The sequence below is a fragment of the Streptococcus sp. HMSC061E03 genome (genome assembly GCF_001813505.1).
Classification (GTDB): Bacteria; Bacillota; Bacilli; order Lactobacillales; family Streptococcaceae; genus Streptococcus.
On record NZ_KV812784.1, the window covers coordinates 997,904 to 1,018,685 of the forward strand.

Annotated in this window: 16 protein-coding genes and 1 tRNA gene; 1 reads left to right on the top strand and 16 read right to left on the bottom strand. The window is 41.5% G+C overall.

All coding sequences use genetic code 11. The features are described 5' to 3' along the window. Nucleotides 1–78 precede the first annotated feature (78 nt). The 5 genes from lepB to HMPREF2917_RS05065 all read right to left on the bottom strand — a co-directional run bounded on the left by lepB (nucleotide 79) and on the right by HMPREF2917_RS05065 (nucleotide 6,751). Nucleotides 79–639 (bottom strand): signal peptidase I, encoded by a 561-nt coding sequence (gene lepB, locus HMPREF2917_RS05045; RefSeq protein WP_070589326.1) that lies wholly within the window; start codon nucleotides 637–639, stop codon nucleotides 79–81. A 165-nt stretch (nucleotides 640–804) separates the two neighbouring features. After that, complete coding sequence (pyk, locus tag HMPREF2917_RS05050) at nucleotides 805–2,310, bottom strand: pyruvate kinase (RefSeq protein ID WP_070589328.1); 1,506 nt, start codon at nucleotides 2,308–2,310, stop codon at nucleotides 805–807. Between the two features lie 69 nt (nucleotides 2,311–2,379). Next, nucleotides 2,380–3,393 carry a 6-phosphofructokinase gene (pfkA, locus tag HMPREF2917_RS05055; protein ID WP_049486313.1) on the bottom strand — a complete coding sequence of 338 codons (1,014 nt, stop codon included), beginning with the start codon at nucleotides 3,391–3,393 and terminating at the stop codon, nucleotides 2,380–2,382. Nucleotides 3,394–3,477: 84 nt separating this feature from the next. After that, complete coding sequence (locus HMPREF2917_RS05060) at nucleotides 3,478–6,579, bottom strand: DNA polymerase III subunit alpha (protein ID WP_070589330.1); 3,102 nt, start codon at nucleotides 6,577–6,579, stop codon at nucleotides 3,478–3,480. A gap of 84 nt (nucleotides 6,580–6,663) precedes the next feature. After that, nucleotides 6,664–6,751: transfer RNA gene (locus HMPREF2917_RS05065), tRNA-Ser, on the bottom strand. A 590-nt stretch (nucleotides 6,752–7,341) separates the two neighbouring features. Here HMPREF2917_RS05065 and HMPREF2917_RS05070 point away from each other — a divergent pair. Beyond that, nucleotides 7,342–7,533, top strand: a complete 192-nt coding sequence (locus HMPREF2917_RS05070; protein WP_009732644.1) for a hypothetical protein — start codon at nucleotides 7,342–7,344, stop codon at nucleotides 7,531–7,533. A gap of 167 nt (nucleotides 7,534–7,700) precedes the next feature. Here HMPREF2917_RS05070 and HMPREF2917_RS05075 read toward each other — a convergent pair whose 3' ends face one another. The 11 genes from HMPREF2917_RS05075 to HMPREF2917_RS05125 all read right to left on the bottom strand — a co-directional run bounded on the left by HMPREF2917_RS05075 (nucleotide 7,701) and on the right by HMPREF2917_RS05125 (nucleotide 20,756). Then, complete coding sequence (locus HMPREF2917_RS05075; protein ID WP_009732643.1) at nucleotides 7,701–8,585, bottom strand: hypothetical protein; 885 nt, start codon at nucleotides 8,583–8,585, stop codon at nucleotides 7,701–7,703. A gap of 11 nt (nucleotides 8,586–8,596) precedes the next feature. After that, the gene (locus HMPREF2917_RS05080; RefSeq protein WP_009732642.1) at nucleotides 8,597–8,947 is read right to left on the bottom strand and encodes a hypothetical protein; all 351 of its coding nucleotides are present in this window, start codon (nucleotides 8,945–8,947) and stop codon (nucleotides 8,597–8,599) included. Between the two features lie 12 nt (nucleotides 8,948–8,959). Beyond that, nucleotides 8,960–9,424, bottom strand: coding sequence for a peptidase associated/transthyretin-like domain-containing protein (locus HMPREF2917_RS05085; protein ID WP_009732641.1), 465 nt, complete (start codon nucleotides 9,422–9,424; stop codon nucleotides 8,960–8,962). Between the two features lie 11 nt (nucleotides 9,425–9,435). Further along, the gene (locus HMPREF2917_RS05090) at nucleotides 9,436–10,281 is read right to left on the bottom strand and encodes a lytic exoenzyme target recognition domain-containing protein (protein ID WP_049488174.1); all 846 of its coding nucleotides are present in this window, start codon (nucleotides 10,279–10,281) and stop codon (nucleotides 9,436–9,438) included. 67 nt (nucleotides 10,282–10,348) lie between these two features. Beyond that, nucleotides 10,349–10,609: a phage holin gene (locus HMPREF2917_RS05095; RefSeq protein ID WP_049488172.1), complete on the bottom strand. Its 261-nt coding sequence runs from the start codon at nucleotides 10,607–10,609 to the stop codon at nucleotides 10,349–10,351. Nucleotides 10,610–10,623: 14 nt separating this feature from the next. Further along, complete coding sequence (locus HMPREF2917_RS05100) at nucleotides 10,624–10,908, bottom strand: DUF7365 family protein (RefSeq protein WP_049472248.1); 285 nt, start codon at nucleotides 10,906–10,908, stop codon at nucleotides 10,624–10,626. A gap of 19 nt (nucleotides 10,909–10,927) precedes the next feature. Continuing rightward, a complete protein-coding gene (locus HMPREF2917_RS05105; RefSeq protein WP_049488170.1) occupies nucleotides 10,928–11,617 on the bottom strand; it encodes a hypothetical protein in 690 nt (229 codons plus the stop codon). After that, entirely contained in the window at nucleotides 11,617–11,838 is a 222-nt protein-coding gene (locus tag HMPREF2917_RS05110) for a hypothetical protein (RefSeq protein ID WP_049488169.1), read from the bottom strand. Before HMPREF2917_RS05110 ends, HMPREF2917_RS05105 begins: the two co-directional genes overlap by 1 nt. 10 nt (nucleotides 11,839–11,848) lie before the next feature. Beyond that, a complete protein-coding gene (locus HMPREF2917_RS05115; protein WP_070589332.1) occupies nucleotides 11,849–15,736 on the bottom strand; it encodes a phage tail spike protein in 3,888 nt (1,295 codons plus the stop codon). After that, nucleotides 15,733–16,428 carry a phage tail family protein gene (locus HMPREF2917_RS05120; protein ID WP_031575440.1) on the bottom strand — a complete coding sequence of 232 codons (696 nt, stop codon included), beginning with the start codon at nucleotides 16,426–16,428 and terminating at the stop codon, nucleotides 15,733–15,735. The genes HMPREF2917_RS05115 and HMPREF2917_RS05120 overlap by 4 nt, the downstream gene beginning before the upstream one ends. Then, nucleotides 16,428–20,756, bottom strand: coding sequence for a phage tail tape measure protein (locus tag HMPREF2917_RS05125; protein WP_070589334.1), 4,329 nt, complete (start codon nucleotides 20,754–20,756; stop codon nucleotides 16,428–16,430). Before HMPREF2917_RS05125 ends, HMPREF2917_RS05120 begins: the two co-directional genes overlap by 1 nt. Nucleotides 20,757–20,782 lie beyond the last annotated feature (26 nt).

Consider the following 20,782-nt stretch of genomic DNA (forward strand, 5'->3'; position numbering starts at 1 on the left):
CCTCAATTTAACCAGAACAAAAAGCTACTGCAATTCCTTTCCGCAGTAGCTTTTTTGTAAGAAAAAATAGCCTTTCGACTATTCTTCAACTTTTATAAAACCAAATTTATTGAGGGGGTAGAGACGAAGATTCACGACTCCTTCGATCTGATTTTTATGGATATAACCAAACTCACGGCTATCTTCTGTATCTCCACGGTTATCATTTAAGACTAGATAAGTATCGGATGGTACACGACCAGCCTTGGTCCCTTTTAACTCTGATAAGAAGAAATCATCCGTATAATACCCATTACTCGTTGGAGCCGCCAAGTGTTTATTCAGCATTTTATTTAGGTAAGGTTCTGGTGTTGCCTGTCCATTCAAATAGAGGACGTCATCTACGTAGCTGACTTCATCGTTTTCTTTGGCAATGACACGTCCAAGGTATTCTTTTCCACCGACCTTGTATAAGACCAAGTCACTGCGATCTACCTGAGCATTTCTAGTCGCTATCACAAGATCTCCAGTTTTCACAGAAGCATTGGCCATTTTATCATTGATACTAAATGGATGAAATACAAAAATTCGAAGCAAAATCAGTGCCAAAACCAGTACACCAACAATGATGACATTTCTAATTAAATCTCTCCTTGGCATGTATGTCTCCCTTCCTTTTTATTTATTATACCATGTTTTTGATCTTTAAAAAAGAGAAAGTAAGCATTAGTGAGAATTCTTATCAACACACTACAGAAGAAAAAGAAAAACCTCGCGGCCGATCCTTTCGGACCAACCAGCAAGGCTTTAAGATCAAACTGTCTATTAACGTACTGTACGGATACGCATTGTGTTTGTACGAACTGCTTCACCAAGTGGTACACCTGCAACGATAACGATATCATCACCAGATTGTACAAGACCAGCTTCAACTGCTTTGCGTTCAGCAATTTCAAACATGTCATCAGTTGATGATGGAGCTTCTGTCAACATTGGGATAACACCCCAGTTCAACATCAATCCACGTTCTGTCAATTCGTCAAATGTCAATGCCAAGATATCAGCATTTGGACGGTATTTAGAAATCAAACGTGCTGTGTGACCAGTCTTAGTAAGAGTTACAACCAATTTGATATCCATTGAGTTTGTAGCATCTTTAACAGCTGAAGCCATAACTTCTGTCTTAGAGTTTCGTTCAAATGAATCTGAGTTCAAACGTCCGTATTCTTTAAGAAGAGTTTGAGCGTTCTTGTCGATTGTAGCCATTGTTGTAACTGACTCAAGTGGGTATTTACCATTTGCAGATTCACCTGAAAGCATTGTAGCATCAGTACCATCGATAACAGCGTTGAAGACGTCAGATACTTCAGAACGAGTTGCACGTGGTTTTTCAGTCATTGTTTCAAGCATGTTTGTTGCAGTGATAACAACTTTACCAGCAGCATTCACTTTAGTGATAATCATTTTTTGGTAAACTGGAACCATTTCAAATGGTACTTCGATACCCATGTCACCACGAGCAATCATAATACCGTCTGCAGCTTCAATGATTTCATCTAAATTATCGATACCTTGTTGGTTTTCGATCTTCGCAAACAATTGAACGTGTCCATTACCAGTTTCTTCGCAGATTGCACGAACTTCATTTACGTCTTTTGCAGTACGTACGAATGAGATCGCGATGAAGTTGATACCTTGTTCCAAACCGAAGCGGATATCGTCGTTATCGCGTTCAGCAAGTGCTGGGAAAGGAATCTTAGTGTTAGGGATGTTGACACCTTTTTGTTTAGCGATGATACCATCATTTTCAACTTCAACGACAAATTCACGTTTTGCAGCGTCTTTTTCTACAACACGAAGACCCAATTTACCATCGTCAACCAATACTTGGTGTCCAACTTCAACGTCATCGAAGATGTCAAGTCCACCAGCAACGTTCAATGCGATAACATCACGAGTTGATTTGATGCCTTGTTTTGTAGCAACGCGGATACGTTCACCAGTTTTGTATGAATACTCTTTAGCTTCACCTTCAAACAATTCAGTACGGATTTCAGGACCTTTTGTATCAAGAAGGAAACCAACTTTTTTACCAGCGATTTCTTCTGCACGTTTAACAGTTGCCATACGTTCACCTTGTTCTTGGTGGTCACCGTGTGAGAAGTTGAAACGGAAAGTGTTAGCGCCAGCTTCGATCAATTTAGCAATGTTTTGTGCTGAAGCTTCAACGTCAAGGTTTTCAGCCCAGTATCCATCTTCACCAAATTTTTTACCACCACGGATTTCTACCGCAGGACCCAAAGTTGCAACGATTTTTACACGTTTGTTCATGATATATATGACTCCTTTTTAAATATATCTGTCTTTTTAAGACAAGGTTAACGAATTTATGAAATAAAATTAAATTGAAGACAAGCTACGGTTCAACTCGGCAAGACCAAGATCAGCTTTATGTGGATTGTTTACCACAATCTTACCATCTTCTGTCAAGCTAAAGAGGGCTCCTTCTTCTGCTTTACCAAGGATTGGGTTTTCCACCATTTTTTCATTACGGATACCAACGGCTACACCACCGATTCCTTGTTTCAACAATTTAACAGCGTGTGCTCCCATACGTGAAGCAAGAACACGGTCACGCGCTGTAGGTGAACCACCACGTTGGATGTGACCAAGCTCAGTCACACGAAGGTCACTTTCATCACCAGCTTCTTTCAACGCTTTACCAAATTCATCTGCAGACATCACGCCTTCAGCCAAGATAATGATGTTGTGGGTACGACCTTTTGCGTAACCTTCTTTGATGCTCTCAACAACTTCTTCGATCTTGAATCCTTCTTCAGGGATGATGATTTCATCTGCACCAGATGCAATCCCTGCCCAAAGAGCGATATCTCCAGCATTACGTCCCATCACTTCAATTACGAAAGTACGGTGGTGACTAGATGAAGTATCACGGATCTTATCGATCGCGTCCATTGCAGTTGTGACTGCCGTATCAAAACCAATTGTAAAGTCAGTTCCGACGATATCGTTGTCGATCGTACCAGGAAGACCCACAGCTGGGAATCCAAGCTCAGTCAAGCGCATCGCACCATGGTAAGAACCATCTCCGCCAATAACGACAACACCTTCGATCCCGTGTTTCTTCAATTGCTCGATCCCTTTTAATTGACCTTCGCGTTGTGCGAATTCAGGGTAACGAGCTGAATGAAGGAAGGTACCACCACGGGAAATAATATCTCCAACAGATGAGGCGTCAAGCGGCTGAATTTTACCAGCAACCATTCCCGCATATCCATCATAGATACCGAAAACTTCCATTCCTTCTGAAATTGCTTGACGAACAACTGCACGGATAGCAGCGTTCATGCCAGGGGCATCTCCACCACTAGTTAAAACAGCAATACGTTTCATTTCGTTGTTTGCTCCTTTTTTTCTTTTACATTCTACGTAATTATAACACAAAGAAGACTAAAATTCTCGTATTTTTCGCAGTTTTTACCGATAAATCGTTTTCATAACGAGATTCTTTAATTCATCTTCCAATTCTTTGTTTTTCTGGACTGTATAGCCCTTCAATTGAAGAGTTTTTTTCTCGTCTTCATAGCGTAATATCACAGGATATGGGCCCGGATATTTTTTCAAGATAGAAAGAATTGTTTGATCCTGACGATGATCGAGCAACTGGATCCAGAACTTTTCATTGGTTGCAAGTTGCACCTCTGCTAGAATCATCTGCAAGCGCCCATCACGCTCTTGTATCTTCCCTGTCAAGTAATAAAAGCCACCTTCTTTTATCAAAGAGGAAAATCGATTGTAGGTTTCAGGGAAAAGGGTCACATCCAATTTTTTCTTGGTATCACTGACTTGTAAGAAAGCCATGAGATCACCCGACTTGGTTCGAATCGTTCGAATGTTTTGTATCTCAATGAGAATGCGTGCCTGCTCTCCTTGAACTAATTGAGAAATTGGTTGGATCTCGTAGGGACTCATTTGCCCAATCGCAACCAATGGGTGAGTACTGAGCCCGACGCCAATAATGGCCTCTTCCTTCTCATATTTTTCAGCCTGGCTAAAGTCCTCCGTTTCTGTCCAGGAATAGTTAGAATCCGCAAACAAACTGCCTAGCTCATCAGCAAAGACAAACAAATTCGGCAAATTGTGAAGCACCTTGCGCCTATTTTTTTCAAAAATGTCAAACAATCCAAGCTCCACTAAAGGTGTTAACAAAGGCAATTTATGATACTGATTGGGGAGTCGTAAAATAAAATCTTCGACACTTTCAAAGGGACGATTGTCAATGATCCAATATGCTAAATCTCTTGGGAGTCCCTTGATATTTTTCATTCCCAAGTAGATTTTCCGATCCTGGAACTTATCTCTGTAAGGGATGGTGTTGATGGATAATGGCGCGACTTTAAAATCAAACTGGAGAGCATCTGTCAGATAATCGCTACTCGAATAATTGAGCATGACATCAAAGAAAACATCTGGATAATGGACCTTGAAATAGGCCATCTGAAAGGCCAAGGCAGAATAGGCATAGGCATGAGAACGGTTAAACCCATAGCCTGCGAATTTTTCCATGATCGCAAAGACCTCTTTGGCTTTTTCTTCCGTATGCCCAAGTTTAAGAGCACCTGCGACAAAATCGTCTTCCATCTTGTGCATTTCAGCCACATTTTTTTTGCCCATAGCCCGACGTAAGATATCGGCTTTCCCTAGGCTAAAACCTGCAAAACGCTGGGCAACCTGCATGACCTGCTCTTGGTAGAGCATGATCCCATATGTGGGCCGTAAGATTGCTTCAATAGCTGGATCTAAAATCTCAACTTTTTCCTGGCCGTGCTTTCTTTTGACGAAATTGTCAATGTAATCACTAGCGCCTGGACGATTGAGAGAGGTGGTCGCTACCACTTCTTCGAAATGATTGGGTCTCACTCGTCTCAAGAGGCGAATGGCTCCAGCCTGTTCAAATTGGAAAATCCCCTTGGTATCCCCAGCAGCAAACAAGGCCAAGGTTTCTGGATCTTCTAAATCAATGGCTTCAATCACGATCTCTTCTTGGTACTTTTCATAGACGGCTTCCTTCATTTTCTGAACAAAGGTTAAATTTCGCAGACCCAAAAAGTCCATCTTTAACAGACCATTGGCTTCAACCGCATGGGCATCATACTGGGTGACAAACATGTCTTCTCCATACTTGAGAGGAATGTGATCCGTCAAATCCTGGTCACTCATCACAACCCCAGCCGCGTGGATCGAGGTTTGTCTAGGTTGGCCTTCTATTCTTTTGGCAATTTCAAAGCCACGTTCAAATTCTGCTCGGCTATGAATCACTTGTCGAAAAGCTAGATTCTGTTCATAAGCTGTCGTCAGTGTATCCCTAAACCCAATCCGCTTGGTAATGGAGGTCAATTCATACTCTGGTACCCCAAAACGTTTGAAGACATCTCGAATGGCTTGTTTGGCCCCAAAGGTTGAAAAGGTCACGATTTGAGCTGCATGGTAACTCCCGTAACGGTCTCGCACATAGCGGATAAATTCTGGACGATAGATATCAGGAATATCAATATCAATATCCGGCATGGTGTAGCGCTCCACATTTAAAAAGCGCTCAAATAGGAGGTTCTTCTCCACAGGATCAATCCCTGTAATCCCTAGGGAATAGGCTACCAGTGAGCCTACAGCAGACCCACGTCCCATTCCCATATAATAGCCTTGACTCCGTCCGAAACGAAGAAGGTCCCAGACAATCAAGAAATAATCATCAAAGCCCATCTGGTGAATAATGTCTAATTCATGCTCCAGACGTTCTTGATAGACCGGACTGGTCAAGTTCTTTCGAAGGAGACCCGCTTGAGCTAATTCTCTCAGTTCCTCAACAGCTGGTTTCTGAGGATTGAAGCGAGGCAATTTCAACTGGGTGTCAATATCATATTGAATCCCTTGGACTAGTTTTTCCAGATTTGTGATGGCTTGAGGAAATCGCTCTGCAAAATCATTCTTTAAATCCTGAGGAGTTTTTAGGACTGTTGTCGGATCAATTGGTCCTGTTTCCGTCAAGCTTTGATTGTCCTTGATGGCTGCCAGCATCTGCATGGCTTCCACATCCCCAGCCTCAAAAAATCGAACGGTATGAAGAGGGAGCACAGGGTGGCTAAACTCTTGGACCGGCGTATCCGCAAAAACTCCGATGAAGTAATCTAGATCAAGAGGCAGGTCTCTGCTAGCAAAAGGAGCTGGGACAATGACTGCTAGTCCTTCTGTTAGGTGCTTCACATCCTCCCAATTGCTCTTCCCCATCATTTTAACAGTTGATATCTTCATCAGATTTTGGTAGCCCTTAGTAGACAAAGCCAGCATCCGAAACGGAATTGTTTCATTGTCTACTTCTAGTTCAACCTCCAAACCAACTAAAGGGGTGATATTATGCGACTGACAGACTTCGATTAATTCATAAGCACCATACAAATTATCTACATCCATGATTCCCAATGCGTTATAACCCATGCTTTTAGCCACTTGTACATAGTCTTTTATGGTCACAAGACTTTCCATAAAGGTATAGACTGATTTGGTATCTAGCTGTGCAATCACTTTTCTCTCCTCCCTCACTAGTCTATTTCGAGGACTCATTTTTGAACAAAAAAACACCACTGCTACACAATGATGTCTCAACAACGGAAGACATGGGATTCGAACCCACGCACGCTTTTACACGCCTACCGCGTTTCCAACACGGCCTCTTAAGCCTCTTGAGTAATCTTCCATGAATAAAAATATGGAGCCGGTGGGAGTTTCTAAAACTCAATTATATAGCTGTTTTTAGGTTTTAGGGTCTGTTTTAGGTACTGACTTCTAAAACTTTCACGGCTCATCATTTGTATTACTAGTTTAGCATAGGTTCCAAGAAAGTTCAAGCTTAATTATAAAAGAGATATAGAATGAAGCTATTTAATAGGAAAAAATCTTTTATTTTTTTAAAAAAAGTTAGTAAAATCTCTTGATTTAATACAACTTTAGTTGTATAATATATACATAAGGTTAAGGAGGAAACCTTAGACAAGGAAACTAAAGAAAGGAAAAATAAATGTTAAGGCGAAGAAAAAAGCCAATCAAAGCTAAGACGAATAAGCTAGTAGTCAAAATCAACTTGTTCATCATAAGCATTGAGTGGCACATCGAATTCGGATAGTGAGCAATCACTATCCGCCCCTTGGTGGGGCTTGCTTTAATTATAACAGGTATCGTGATGAAAGTAAAATTTAATGTTAAAAAAACCACAGCTAGAGAAAAACTTGAGTTTATTTTAGGGCTTCTGTTGATCGTAGTGATCATTTGGTTTTTTGTGAGGTAAATATGTTAGTTGATATCAATGCTATTAAATGGCTGCTAGAAAATGCCACAGCCTATTCTATTAGTAAAAATTGTGGATTATCCACCCAAGCTGTAGACAAATATAAGAATGGTATTTCTGATATTATGAATATGCGTTTGAAACACGCAATTAAAATGACAGAATACGCCAATCAGTTAAAAAACAAAAAGTGATGGTTATTTAATCATCACTTTTTTTGATGTAAAGACCCATTGCTTATAGCAGAGAATCAAAAAAACATAGTCATTCGATTGAGGTTACAACGGACAATTTTAATAATTGCCGTTATAAGCACAATAAAAAAAGCCCCCTCGAATTGAGGGGGTGTGTGTCTTATGTATTATAGAGTTTCTGGCCACGGGTCATCTGTGATATATGACATATCAGTAAACCGCAAGTCTCCGATATCACGATCTGTTGGCACTGGGTCATCGAATTGTAAGCGTAGCTGGTTGCCGTCACCCGGCCCACCTAGATAGAAAGTGCCAAGGCGCTTGCCTTTGTCATTTGTCATAATACCCAGTTTTGAGTTAGTCGCACGAAAACCGACGGGTATACCACCGACGTTTAAGATCACCACGTTTCGCTCACGGTCAGAGCCTTGTGGAACGTAGCTGGGCGCACCTCGTCTCACGATTCCAAACCAACCCCAAGAGAGGCCACCAAAGCCGATCTCAACCGTGGAGTTTATACGTCTAAACTCGACATACGCATTAGTTTGATTTGAGTTGATATTTCTTGGTTTAATTTTGACATCTCCAAACAAGACCGACCAAGCGTTAGAGCCGGTTCCGGAGCCTTTCTTGATCCACTTCACCGCTCCGTTTTTAGCCGTGGTATCAGTATAAATTGTACCGATGTCAGCGTTTAGATTATACGGGAAGCCTTGACCTTTTAATTCCGTTCCAGCACTGCCACCAGATCCTACCGAACGCTTTAATTCCTCAAGATCGTTTTTGCTGGCCAGTTGGCTTGTGTCGATTGTCGGGATTTTAGAGCGTGTTACGAATGGATCACCGCCATTTGCCAATTTTGTATCAATCAATGCATCAAGACCCAATTCAAGGTGCTTGTCTTTGATGTTATTGGCCATCTGGGATTGCAAGGTTGTATAGGTTGGAAATAGTTCGTATGCTTTAGAGGTTGATAAAAATGAAGTCTGTTGTCCTTGAAGCACACCTATATCAACCCCAATCGCCTGAATAACTTGTTTTAGTTTATCCATGCTTCACCTCCTTAGAGGGTATTTTTAGCGGTATTATAAATCTGTGCAAAATCGGTATTTTCCAAGTCAGTAAATTTTTGACCAAGCTCTGTCATTTTAGACACGATAGCCTGATCTGCTGATCCTGCACCGTTAGCAATACGGTCTGCGATTTCTTTGAGAGTGTCAAGTTCTTCTGGCACACCCTCGCCAAGGATTGCGGTTTTCACCCCTTGAATTGCTGTTTCCAATTGTTGTTGTGTGATCCCGCCTTGACCAAGCTCAGACTTGTCAGCTTTATTAGCAAGCGTGGTCTTGATTTCTTTTACGTCAGCACCAACGGCCTGTGCAAATTGTGTGAGGTTTTGTGTGTTTAAAGTCATTTATTTCTCCTTTTAAATTTTAGCTAGGTTATATAGTACGGTTAGATCTGGGAGTTCTTCCGTCTGTGGTCCATTTGGATGTTCTGCAATGTACTTGTCGATTTCAGTCTTGACATCGTTTCTTACAAGCGAAAGAACTTCCACGCTTGTAAATTCGTCTGCTGAACGTGTGATTTCCAAACGTGTCGAGCGGTCACTTGGGAAAATATACCCGTCACAAACGACTTCTACCAAATAAGATCCAATCGGTAGGGGCTTGCTTATTTTAAAAGTAACTTTTGAATTATCTACTGTACTCTCAAATGTAGCCTTTCCTTTTTGATTAAAGATTCGTATTGTAGCATTTTTGCCGTTTAGATCACTAATAGGGCGCATTTGCTCGTCCAGTAGCTCATATCCAAAAAGTGAGGCAGAGTCGCCTTGCTTGACGACTGCCCCTCCTTCAAATTGTTTTAGGTTCGTTGAATTAATGCGCATAATTCACCACCTCAGCTATAATAATTCACCAAATCGTCCTTGTCCCAACACGAAAGCCAGACTGGTCCAAATTGGCCAAATTCAAACAAGCGCCAATAGTAACCACCATAATATCCGCCCTTGCCGGTATCTGTGATATGGGCTTCGTCTAGTTCAAAACTGAAAAACATTCCAGCTTTGAAGTCTTTGTCCGCACCGTCCGGCAAGTTGTTTCCATCCTTGTCAACCCAGTTTACCAAAGACACGGGAATACCGTTTTCGGTCCAGTCAAAGCCTACTGGTGCTAGGTAATCACACTTGATCTGCCAGATACCGTTGACGTATTTAACTTCGTTTGCTTGGTAAAAGGCCTTATCTTTCGGTTGGACGGCTGTGTTCGCTTGATTGTTGGTCTGTGGTGCCGTATCAGCATATCGCCAAACCTCGATATAAGCTGGTTTATTCCAGCTGTAGTAGTCGTTCCAAGGATAGGTATTGATAGCTTGTCCGACTGCTCCTTGTGTCGAATAGTCGCAAGAAATGAAGTATGTATCATCGATCATCGCTCCGACATGCCCACCAGCGCCACCAGATGAAGACATATCAGCACCCCATGACATTAGAATAATATCGGCCATTTGAGCGTCCCATGGTTGGTTACGGCTCACACGATAGAAGCCGTTATTTGCGAGTTGCTGTCCAAGTGTCACTGTTGACGGCAAACCTTGAATTGGGATACCCGATTCTTTCAATACTTGCGACATGATACCAGAGCAATCCCCTGTCCCATCTGAACCGTTGCGAGAACCTAACATCGAATATGTAATCAGCCCACGACGGCTTGTAAAACCGTTAACTATAGATTGTTGTACACTCATGTTTTTTCAATCCTTTCTAAAATCAAAAGCGACTATCCAAAAGAAGATAGTCGCTAGTACGAAAATATTAATCTTGGTTAGGTTCTTCATAACCTAATGCTCGTGTACTATCACTCAATCCTGTGGTAGTTGGGTCGTTAACAATCCCGACAAGCACAAGGAAGGCAAATAGCACATTGATAAATACAAGAACTTTATCAATCGTTTGCCCGAATTCCAATTTGATGCCAAAAATATCGGCGAATGCTTGGAATAGCAAGGCTAAGGCTGGTACAAGGGCAAGCCAAAAGTTTTTATTTTTCAAACGTACATTCCAGTTGATTTTCATAGTGTTACCTCTTATTAATTATTTTTGTTTTGAATTAATGCTTTAAGTTCTTTCATGTCCTCGCTCAAGGCCTTGACCTGCTCTGCGAGGATCAATAGAGACTTATTTTGTTCATCGTGGTTATCAAGTCGTCTTACTGCCGTTAGACGAAAATCACGCATGTTTTCGATGTCTTTCTCGATAACGACCATGCGTTTTTCTTGTGCCACGACACTTCCTTTAAAATTTCCATAAATTCCAAGTAAGATCCCGACAAATCCGACCATCATCGAGATATCTTCTGGTGTAAAGTGGATCATAGATCACGCCCCTCTCTAATTAAAGTACTGGTTGTGGTGTAGCTGTCGCCACTGGTTGAGTTTCAAGATCACCAGAAGGTTGTCCCGGCTTCTCTTCCTTCTCTTCTTTTGGTTTCGTCCACTTCCAAATGCCAATCTTACCATTTTGGTAAAGGCTGTTTAATTGATCCAAGGTTTCGCCTTGGTAAGTAAATGGCTCATTTACTTGGATCATGATGCGTTTACCTTCTCCAAATGCTTCGGTGTGGTTTGGATCTTCAATGGTAAAGATTTCTTGTGGTTGATAAGTCTTACCGGTTTCTCCAAGGTCCACAAGTTCAAGACCACGCTTAAATACAGTTGGGTCGAGTGGGTTGTCAACATCGGTCACACGGGCCAAAACGTTCCATTCTGCCACTTCTTTGATCTTCTGGATTTGGTTCGCTTTTTCTTCGTTATCCTTGGTGAGGGCTTGAATCTTAGCAATAGCATCATTGTTAGCTTCGACAGATTTGTCTAACTCTTTCTTGATTGCCACGACTGCGCCAGATGTATCAAGCTCCATGCGCACAATATTTAGCACTGCTTCGACCAATGTCGCATCATCTTCGGTCATGCGGTTTGTTGGCAAAATTTCCTCAAAGACACGGTACGGGAAGTCTTGCTTGATTGCTACCTTAGTAGTGTTAGCTACTGCATCGTATGATTTAAATTGTACTTTGTAATCCATTATTTAGTTACCTCGTTTTTGCTTTTAATTTCTTCAAACAGGTCCTTCAAATCTTTGTCAGACTCTAGGACAGAGCGATAGCTTTCAACTTCCTGAGCGAGTTGAGCTACAAGTTGTTGTGATTCGGTGAGACGAACCTTAAATTCAGCCTCATTGATTGACTTACTAGCTAGTTGGTTTGCTAGTTCCGTGATGATTGCTACATAATTATTTTCGTTCATTAATTACCTCTTATCTAAATCCATATTTATCAAGCACACCCTGTACGTGATTGCCGGCAGCTCCACTAATCTGTCCATAACGTTTCATGATACCAAAGCAGGTCAGGAGATCCCAGAGATACTGACCTATATCTCGTCCACCACTCATATAAAAATGCCGTGAGTAAATACCCTCAACAAAGAAGTCCCCACGGCCAATGTAGTGCTTGACATTATTTTGGTTCATCGGTATCAAATAGGCATTACCGTCATTTGTATTTCCGTGGAAGTTCCAAGGACTACGATAACGACCGTTATTATAGATAAGTACACGGTCACCCACGAATTCTGTAAGGCTTTCTTCTTTACCGTTCCCTTTACCTGACCAGAGCCGAATACCAGCAAATGTTTCATTGTCGTGTCGTTCTACCTCTTTTGGATCTTTATTATGATTCGTCCCGATTACCATCAAGGCTGCATTAGAATCACGAAATTGCTCTGCGATAAATCCGCTCTTCGTCAATTTTATAAATTGAGATGAGTTTGTATCGTCAATCCTTCGAATTGTGCCTGTATTTGAGTATAGATTCAGCGTTCCGTTATCCAAGTCGAAAACTGTTGATCCAGTGTTTGCACTTAGCCTTCCACCTTTGACGTGTTCAGCAGAAATATCAATCGAAGCTAATTGCGTAATAAAGGCTTTTTGGGCCATTAATTCTCTGATAAACGCTTGATTTGCGAGCAATTTCTGAATCAAAGCATAATCAACTTGTAGCTTGTCTGCTGTTACTGCATTACTAGCTAAAACCGGTGTAGTAACCGATCCAGCCTTCATGTGCCCAGTTTCCACGCTCTCGCTTGCGATATGACGGCCCAAAATGGATCCATCAACTACCATGTCACCCTTAACTTTAATCAATTGAGCGATCAAGGCAATGGATTCTGGCTCTTGTACCATTAAGGAACTGATTGTTCTCCCGTTGATGCTCTTTCCAGTGCCAAAGGAAATTTGACTTGGTGTGATTTGGATATCCGTTTTTCTCAACATATCACCAATTTGGTTTGTGATTGTTGTAAACTGTCCATCCACCGTCTGTCTGTATTCAGCAATCTTAGACTCAATTTTAGCCTCTGAAGTGCCAGCTTTATCCAGTGGGCTGGGCCTAAATGCTGGGATCTTAGATCCACGGACTAAAATTGGATTCCGTACCCAAAACTCTCCGTTATTGATAGCATAGATGTAGAATGGGAAATTACCTGTTTTGTTAAACTCAAAATCACGATTGGCAGTGAAATGGAATTCTGCTCGAATCCACCTATCTTTCGGTGTATTTTTGTCAGCAAAACCTTGAGCAAATATGGCAGTATTGTTTGAATGGTTTTTTAATGCAAATGCTAGTCCTTTGTCTACCTCTACACTAGATTTGATCATGTAATCAAATGCGATAGAGTATACATCACCTTGCAAAATACGATCAATATAGATTGGGAAGCAAGGTCCTAGCCATGTTGTGGACGGAGACCCATCAATTTTCATTTTGAAGATTCCGTCTTCCGACCTTGAAAGCCTATTATTATTATTATTATTGGATACACTGTATTCAGTTAATGTGTCCGCAAATCTGATAAGATTGTCTGGTGTTGTATCTGTCGCAACACTTTCAAATCTTCGATTGATTCCAGCTACATCTTCATCATATTTAGCTTTTGCTATGTAGCCTTGCTCTAGAATCTGCCTTGTTGCTTTCAGGGCATCAACTGCAGCCTTCTCAGAGTAGGTCTGCATGCGCTGTTCAAGTTCGCCATTTGGACCAGCTTTGCTCTCTAGTTGTGTTAATTGGGTCGAGAGACCTTGGATAGTTCTTTCAAAAGTAGCTTGAGCCTGTGTTACTAAATATTCTTGATCTTCAAGTGCTGGTTGCCACGGCCTTTTTTGAGTCCCTTTATAAAGGTCAATTTCTGCAATATATAAATCAGATTGACCGCCATTTGTTCCGTTATTATCAAAACGTAAATAGGCATTATCAATATCTCCGGAATTAAATTGGACTGATACACTTTCTAGTTCACTAGTGCTTAATTTTTTACCATTAATCAACTGTTTGACAATGGTGAAGCCTTGGGTTTCACCGTTACGACGGCCAAAGATAAAGACATCATAGGACGTCAAAGCCGAATTATTAAAACCCCTAAAATTAAGGGTATAATCTGTATTTTTTTCTAATAAGAACCGGTTAGAACTTATTACTTTTTCGGTTTGGTCATTATTAGAGAAAATAAGTATTGGTTTTGAGCCGTTAAAATAGAATGGATGGTTTCCTATTTTTGCAATCCCATTGCTACCAAAATATTTCGTACCTTCTTTATAAGCAGTATCACGAATTAAGTTAGGCCCACCGATTGTCGAAGAGGTAAGTTGCTCTTTAATTCCATTCACCGTCTGCTCGACATAAGAGCGATCTGCTTTGCCATTGGCTACATTGATCAGGTCAGATATGGCTTTCTCAGTCGTCTGCTCAAAGCGTGATTGAGCGCCTTGGACACCGACAAATTGGCTTTGCGTTTGAGTTTTGAAATCATTGATCAGCTTCTGGATGTCTGCATCACTGGTTTTTAATTGATCAGTAGTAGCTTTCAGTCCTTGCATCTTGACTTCAATGCCATTGTATCGAGCCCTGAACTCTTCTACAATTTCATTTTTGTTTGCTTGGTTTGCTGCATTGATTTTCTCAGTTACTTTAGCCGAAATTTCCTGCTTGACCACTTCAGCTTGTGCTTTGGCTTGCTCAATCCCGTCTGTGATTTTATGTTCCAGCTCTTTCGCTTGCTTGTCATACTCAGCATTAGCATTATCTACAAGCTTCTGCACTTTCGCTTCATATTCTGCATCATAAGACTTCATTTTCTTGTCAACGGAGTCATTGACCATTCCTGAGATAGAGTCTGCTAAAGTTCTAGCAACTTCGCCAAATCCGATGCTGACAAGTTTGTTGCTCATTGGATTAAACTTGTATTTCGTGATCTTTTTTCGCAAATCGACATCGTAGCTCTCGTGGAAGATGCTCACGATATCGAACATGTGTACTGGTTGATCTGCCTGGCCTACAACATCAATCTCAAGGCTTTCTTCGATCATGTCACACAGAGTTTCACGGAAATAGCGCTTGCCGTATTCCTCAAGTGTTTTTTGATCCACTACATCCTGATCTTGTACTTCCATATCTGCTTCGTAGATATGCTTGTATTTATTAATCAGTTGGCTATCAATGGTCACGGTTAGGATCTGATCTTTCTTTCCTTCCTCATGCGCTTCGATGACCTTTTTAAAATGGATCCGTGTTCTCAACTCTTTAGTGGATTTCGATTCTTGAAACGACTTCATGTTTTTCTTGTAGGCAAACAATGATTCGTTTTCGATTCCACCATTTTCTAGCAATCGGACACTGTACTTATCCCGGACAAGATCTCCACCCCACTGCCCAACGATGGAATGCTTGTCTTTGGCCAAGGCTTCCATCGCTGAGATATCTTTAAGATTGAGGGTGTGTTTTGACATCACATCGGAAAAAAATGTGAATGGTGTTTCTCGTTTAAATCCGGCAACAAGCGCATTCATCACAGTTGCTCCATTCACTCGATCGACATTGATCTTGTTGATGGAATATCCATTAAGTAATGTTGCTACTTGATTGGCATATACAGTGACATATCCGTGTTGCTTTTCGACTTCGAAGATACTAAAGTACTGTTCTCCGTGCAAGTCATCAGCAACTAATTCTGTTTCTGGGGTTAACAATGCCCATTTGGGGTCTGAGGTTGGAAATTTAAAGGTAAGTTGATAGGTGCTGTTAGCTTCCTGGACAATTTCAGAGCTAAATGCTTCATTAAGAGGGAAGTTACCCTCTTGCAGATAGATCATACTTTATACCTCCAATTTCCTTTTATTGTGACTTTTGAGACGGTACCTGAAACTGCAATACCAGACATTCCTGGAGCAATTTCGAAGAAACCACCTCTTTTTCTCAATGTATTTTTCAGATTTCCATTTTTGTCATAGACATTTTGTTTTTTATGACGGCAGTCAATTGTTGCTTTTGTATCAATCGTGAGTTGCATGGTTTGCTTCCCGATAGTGAGAGATACATCTCCATTGCCTTCAATTGTGATAACTGGTTCAGAATATACCGTTCCTGGATTGTTTACTGTGCCGTTACCTGTCAAAGTGACTACGGCATCATTATTTAAGTAGCGGAATGGATGCATCTTTAACTTGATTTCTAAAGTCCACGCATGCAAACCATTTTGCTTAAATGATGCGCTTTGAAAATCGGCATAAAAAATAGAGCCTGGTCGGTGACTAAACTCTATTTTATTTTCCTCTGGTTTGAATTGATTGACAATCATTTCGATTTCGCTTGTTTTGACAACGTATAGACTTACTGTCTTATCGTACCCGTCATAAGCTCCATCATAAAGATTGTAATCTCCGTTAGCTCCGTAAATTGTATTTGATTCGACCCTTGGTGTGGCCGTCTGGTCTTCTCCGAAATCCGTCACATAGCAGTTTGGGATTGATCCAGTGTCAAATCCATTTATAATCATGTTAAACATTAGATTCCCTCCCTAGCCATGATTTTAGAATATCTTTGATAGCTGTTTTGTGCTAAAACATCACCGTCCAGATAGGTTTCTGACGGTTTTTCAAGGATAGCAGTAAGGATCTTTTCTAAACTTGCTCTCAGAATTGCGATCTCATCAACGATATTTTCACCAGTGTAGCTGTTTCCTGTGGATGTTTCTTTAAATAAAAATTGCTGGCTTGCATTTTTCATTTCTCGCAAGAATTTGGCATCTTCCGGAATTCCGACCCCTGTTGCATATCTTGGGAAGCCAAGATTTTTCATCAGTCGCTTAGTTCTATCAGCTCGCAATACTTTTGATCCACGAGGCAGGTTGAGGACAACATCCCGTCCATCTGGTATAAACGAGCTTCCATCTGGTAAAGTTACCATTTCTTTATAGACCGCATTCCGCTGGTCATTGACCATTGCGAGTCCACCTTCGTGGAAGTTCGTACCTTTTTCGTGTCTTGATCCAAAAACACGGGAGAATGAGTTAACTACTTTATTTACTACTTCTGTAGCTGTGATAGTCGTGTGGTGACTTGTTGGGATGCCATTGATAGCATTGGTAGCACTGTTCGCAGCATTAACCGCACTAGTGCTATCGCCTGTTATAGGCTTAGTTGGGCTTGGTGTAGCGTTCCAAGCGTTTTGATTTTCGACAGCTTGTTTTGCTGCAGTAATAGCACCCGTTGGATCACCTAACTGTTTCTTGACTGGTGATGGAGTATTATTCCACTCTAGCTGTTTGGCAATTGCTTGGCCAGCTGCATTAGTTGCATTATTTGGATCAGCAGTGATTTGTTTCGTAGGTACAGCAAATCCGTTATACAATCCTAAAGCGCCCATTGCTTGGTTAGTTCCAAGTGTCACACCGTCTGGTGTTGCGATCAGATCAGTCTTGTGGTCGGTAGGTAGTGTTAAAATACCAGACACCGCACTAGCAATAGCACTCTTGGTCTTATCTTCTGCATCTAAATTGACTACGTGAGCCATACCAGTTAAAGAGTCAACTGCAAGCCGTACACGTTCAGCCTTATCGCTAGCAGCGTCCTTTAAGATCAGTTCTTTCTGCTCTGGTGTGAGTGTGTTCCAGCGTTCAATGATCGCAGTAGCACGTTCACCAGATGATAAGAAGTCAGTATTCTTCATTAAGAGTTCTTTAACTTCCGCTGGCATAGCATTGTATTGTTCTAACAATGTTTTATTATCAAGGATGGCTTGCATACCTTGATTGTTGCCGACCACAAGTTCTTTTTCTTGTGGGGTTAAACTATCCCACTTACCAACCTCAACCAGCGCTTGTCCGATCGTCATCTTAGCGTTAGTCTCAAGGTTTGCGTGCTTGAGGATAAACTGCATATTCTCCCAGCCATTTTCGGCTTGGAGTGCTTTAGTTACTTCCTCTTGTGCATTGGTTTTGACTTGCCCAGTCTTAGGATCAAATACCAATCCATTCCATAGGTTGTTAGCATCTTTGGTCTCCTGCGACATATTTTGTACGCTTTTAGCGACCATACCAGATGAACGACCTACGATGTCAGCAAATTGGTCTGCCTTGGCCATCATCTTGTCATAATCAAGTCCAAGCTCTGCCCAATCCTTGCGCATCTGGTCAAAGTACATCTTACGTTGTTCATCGTTACCGAAGTTAAGAGGTACTTTCTTACTCCACTCTTTTTGAAGTTCTGCATACTCACGGCCATAGGCTTCCATTTTGGTCTTGTGTTGGGCATTTAATTTTTCCATTTCCTTATTGTATTCGGACTGGCTATAAATTCCCTTTTCGTGAGCATCTTTCAATGCAGTCACTTGCTCATCGTAGAGTTTCTGTTCCTCTTTGAGCCATTTAGCTACGACTCCTGTACCTTTACGTAACTGCGTTTCATTCAGATCACTGATCTGGCCATTCATGGCTTTCACAATTGCGGTACGTTCATCGGCAGAATACTTCTGCAATGACAATTGCTTATCAATAAATTGATTTTCGTAGTCAGAAATAATCGCTTGTTCTTCGCGAGTAATCTTTCTGTGTTGGTCAGATGCATTTTGATAAATCTGTACAATCTCATCTGTCATCGACTGGATGTTTTTCTTTTGCTGTTCTGCTTGCGCTACAGCACGTTTTTGGATTGTTTCATTCGCACCAACCTTTTCAAGCCCTTTAAGAGTTTTCTCAAGGTCTTTGTCAATCGCTTTCTGGATATCATCGGCAAGCCCTTGCACACTCTTACGTACATTTTCAACCGCTTGTGCGCCACCTTGCCCAAAGCCTACGGTAGCTTGATGCACTTCATCGACTTTGGATTTTAACCGTGATAATTCTTGGTCTTGTAGCTTGCTTACGCTTGTACCCCACGTTTGAGTGCGTTCGTTTGCGTCTGCCATTTCTTTTGCTACTGTAGCAATCACACCAACAGCAACACCGCCTATTAGGACTCCCCAGGTGACAGGGTTCCCAAGCAGTGCGATCCCTTTTGCTAATAGACCAGTAGAAGCTACTGCACCTTCTGCAGCAGTGCTAGTTGCAGTGATTCCGGTTGTTGCAGTTTTAAATGCAGAAGAAAGACTGCTACCTTGTTTAAATAGTTGGAATGTCTTGCCTAATACAGAAAGCCCACCACCGACTTTACCAATACCTTGAGTGAGGAAGCCGATACCTTTAGTGATTCCTCCGATAACTCCGATACCTTTGCCAAGGATTGATAAGGCTGGACCTGCGCCTGCTGCAAGCAATCCCCATTTAATGATATTTTGCTGTTGAGACTCGCTCATTTCACTAAAAGCCTTGGCCATGTCAGCCAGTTTTGAAATCCATGGTTTCACAGCCTGCAAACCTGAATTCATAGCTTTTAACAATGGACCACCAAATTCAATTGCCAGATCAGTCACCTGGTTCTTAAAGATCTTCAACTGGGATTCTGTTGTCTCGTAACGTTTCTTAGCTTCGTTTGTGAGAGCTGTATTTTCTTTCCACGCACTATTTGACCTACGGACAGCGTCTCCCATCTTATCCGATGCAGATGCAAGAGATTTCAGCATATTACCTTGACGAATACCTGTCATTTCAAGTTCATCAAGAATACCGTCCATATTCTTGCCTTCATCGTGTGCACGTTGTAGACCTTTAATAAAGGCTTGCAATGCATCTGCTGGTTTTTGTTTCCAAGCTGTAGAGAATTGCTCTGCCGTCATTCCTGCAGTTTGTGCGATCACTTCTAATTTCTCTTTCGCACCTTTACCAACACCAGCTACTGCCTTACCGATACCAGTAAGGGTCTGGTTCATCGCAGTTCCCCCTGCTTCTGCTTCGATACCTACACTACTCATCGCAGTCGCAAGACCAAGAATTTCTGGTGTAGTCAAACCAGCTAGCTTACCGCCTGCTGCCAAACGGTTGGTCATTTCGACAATATCACGCTCTGTTGTGGCAAAATGGTTGCCAAGATCTACTACTGCTGATCCAAAATGCGCAGACCAGGTACCCAGATCTTTCCCAGAAACTTGCATGATATTCCCGATTTTAGCAATTGATGATGCTGCTTCTTCAGAACTTAAGTTTGTAGAGACACCAAGATTGATCATGGTCTTAGAAAAGTCCTTGATTGCTCCAATTGGTACCCCTAATTGTCCAGCTGCTTCCGCAACGTTTGCAATTTCAACTGCACTTGATGGCATTTCTTTTGCCATCTCACGAATACTAGCAGATAGTTTATCGAACTGTTGCGGTGTTCCATCTACAGTCTTTTTGACTCCTGCAAATGCAGTTTCATAGTCGATTGCAGCTTTTAAGGCAAATCCAGCACTTGCAATCAATGGAGCTGTTACTCCTTTGGTTAGTGTCCCTCCAAAGTCAGAGACATTTTTTCCAAATTTTTGGATATTGTCTCCACTTTTAACCAAATTCTTCCCAAGGGCTTCCATTTTACCTGAAAAGCTATTTTCACGTCCAACAGCTTTCAAGGCTTGCTCTACTTTGTAGAGTTGTCCTTCCATTGCTGATAATTTTGCATTTTCTCGCTCAATATCAGCAGCGGCTTTGTCAAATTTAGCAGATCCAGGATCAAGTTTATCGAAGTTCTGCTTCATCTGATCGAGTACTTTTTTTTGCGCTTCAATGGCCTGTCCTAAAGACTTATATTTTGCTTTTAGGAGTTCTGTACTCTTACCATTGTTTTTCAATGTGCTATCGAGCGCTTTGACATTATTTTGGAAATACTTCACAGCGTTCTTTGCACTTGTTAAGCTAGGATTGAACTTTGACACGTCCAGCCCTAGTTCTATATACATTTGTCCTAGTGGCGTTCCACCTGCCATTTTTCCTCCTTTTACAAACAAAAAAG